General features: G+C 68.6%; 3 protein-coding genes. All 3 read left to right on the top strand.

Going from position 1 to position 2343, the window contains the following annotated elements:
* Positions 1-597: serine protease (locus tag EOA24_RS34670; protein WP_133374781.1), on the top strand; the 597-nt coding region annotated here is incomplete at its 5' end.
* The gene (locus EOA24_RS34665) at positions 594-1826 is read left to right on the top strand and encodes a hypothetical protein (protein ID WP_127410626.1); all 1233 of its coding nucleotides are present in this window, start codon (positions 594-596) and stop codon (positions 1824-1826) included. The genes EOA24_RS34670 and EOA24_RS34665, both read left to right, overlap by 4 nt.
* A gap of 37 nt (positions 1827-1863) precedes the next feature.
* Positions 1864-2343: virulence factor SrfB (locus EOA24_RS34660; protein ID WP_189354485.1), on the top strand; the 480-nt coding region annotated here is incomplete at its 3' end.

The raw sequence follows: 2343 nt of genomic DNA, 5'->3' as shown, positions 1-2343 counted from the left end.
GTCGTAGAGGGCGCCGGCGACACGGTGTACGTGGCCAGCAAGGCGCTCGGCCGCGCGGTTCAGGCGCATGTCGTCGCAACGTCCGCCGGCAGCGAGGCCGGGCAGCCGGACTTCGCCCTCCTGCAGGTGGACGACGCGCCCGGCGGCGTGACGCCCCTGCAGCTCTCGACCGAGATCGGCAGGCTGGACAGCGTCGTCGCGGGCGGCTTTCCTGGCTTCGTGATGTCCATGGACAGGACTTACCGGGACATCATCAACGGCGACACCAGCGGGATAGGCAATCTCGAGATAGTCACCACGGTGGGCAACGTCATGGCGCTGCCCCGGGACGGGACGACCAAGGTCATCACCCACTCGGCGAACGTCTCGCGCGGCAACAGCGGCGGTCCGCTGGCGGACGCCTGCGGCAGGGCGGTCGGGGTGAACACATTCATGATCCTTGACAACGAGAACGCCCAGAAGCTGAACTTCTCCCTCAGCGCGCGCGACGCGATCCAGTTCCTGTCCTCGAACGGCGTGACGGCGGCCACGGCGAGCACGCTATGCGCCCCTGCCGCCGGGGCTGTCGCGGCCGGGCAGCCGGGGGCCGCCCAGTGAGCCAGTTCTTCGCAACAACCGAGCTCAGCCTCATGCGCCCGCTCGGGTCCACCGCCGAGCGGTCGGTCCATCGGATGCAGGCCGTGCTCAGCCGGGAATTCCCCAACGGGATCGGCCTCGAGCTGGCGGAGCCGGTGCCCCGCAAGGACGGCGCGGGGATAGACTGGTACACGGAGCGCGAGGAGCCGCTCGTGCGGATGACGGCGCTCCCCCAGGAGACGGCGGACGCCTACAGGGCGCGCCTCCGCCAGGCCGTCGACGCGGTCCTGCGTGCCGCTGCGGCGCGCGAGGCCCGGGGCGACCCCGCCTCCAGGTCCACGGTAACCGCGCTGCGCTACGCGGTGACATACCCGGCGGAGGAGAACGTCTGGGTCTCGGAGGGCGACGGGACGCTCGTCCTCACGGCATGGGGATACGAAAGCCACAGCGGAAAGACAAGCGGCGGCGGGACGATCACCGCGCCAACGGACCGCATCCCGCAACCGGAGGGCAAGGTCGAGGAACCTCCGCGCTCACCCGCCGCAAGGCCGTGGGGGCCGCTCGCGAGAGCCCTCATGTGGCTCGTCCCCATCGCGCTTGCCGCCGCGGTCGCTTGGCTGCTTCTGCCGGCCTGCGGCGTTAACCTTCCCTTCGGGGTCACCGCCTTCGGGAAGGGAGGCGGAGCCTATTGCGCGCTTGCCGCCCCGCTGCCCGAGGTGGACCAGGCCAGCGCGAGAACCCAGGAGCTGATGGCCGAGTCGGCCGTGCTCGAGGAGCAGCTGCGCCGGCACCTGAACTCGTGCCAGCCTGCCCAGCCGACGGCTCCGCCGAGAGACAGCGCGGCGGTGGACGCCGACAAGCTCCTTAAGGAAAAGGGGATCACGATGACCGCAGGCGAGACGGCCGTCACCTTGACGTGGGACGGCCCGTCCGACCTCGACCTTTACGTCACGTGTCCCGACGGCCAGGTCATTCCGCTGGGAGGAAACCACTGCGGCGGCCAGCATCGGCTCGACATGAACATCTCGGGAGACCAGCCGCATTCCGTCGAGAACGTGACGTGGGGCGATCAATCGCCGCCGCCAGGCCACTACGAGATAGGCGTCAGGCCCTACCGCTTGCGGGAGAACGGCGGGACGGATTTCACCGTGATCCTGAAGCGGGGGCAAAGCGAGAAAACCGGGCGCGGACATGCGGCGCAGGAGTCTCGCACCGCGATCCAGAAAGTCCTGGAGTTCGACGTCCCATGACCGACGCAGGCCGCCGCCAGCCAGACAGGATGCATCAATGCTGACCAACCTCGCCGATTTCGGGGACGGCTTCACCCTGGTTCCGGATAGCGGCATCCAGTTCGTTGAGTTCGGATTCGACTTCGACGGATCCCCCCGCCTGTCGCGGTCCTTCGTCGAAAGGGTGTCGCCCGCCGAGACGGGACCTGACGGGAAGCCCTTGGCCCGCCTGCTGCCCAACTGGACCGACGACGATCCTGATTCCGGCGAGCAGCCATATCCCCAGAAAGGCGGCGACGAGGCGTACGACATCACAAAGGCGCAGGCGCTCCAGGTATTCCTCGACCGCTGGGTCCCGATGCCGTTCTTCAGGATAGAGCCCGGCAAGGACGCGCTCGGCAACGAGATCTACGCGCAGGGACCCACCGACTGGGTCAGAGTCAGGGTGACGGAGACCAGGAACGCCCACGGAGACAGGAAGGGAACCCACCGGGCGATCTTCGCCTTCGACAGCTCCCTCGCCCCCCTGAAGCCCAAC

This window comes from Mesorhizobium sp. M2A.F.Ca.ET.039.01.1.1 (assembly GCF_003998035.1).
Taxonomy (GTDB): Bacteria; Pseudomonadota; Alphaproteobacteria; order Rhizobiales; family Rhizobiaceae; genus Mesorhizobium.
This window is presented reverse-complemented; position numbering and strand designations above follow the sequence as displayed.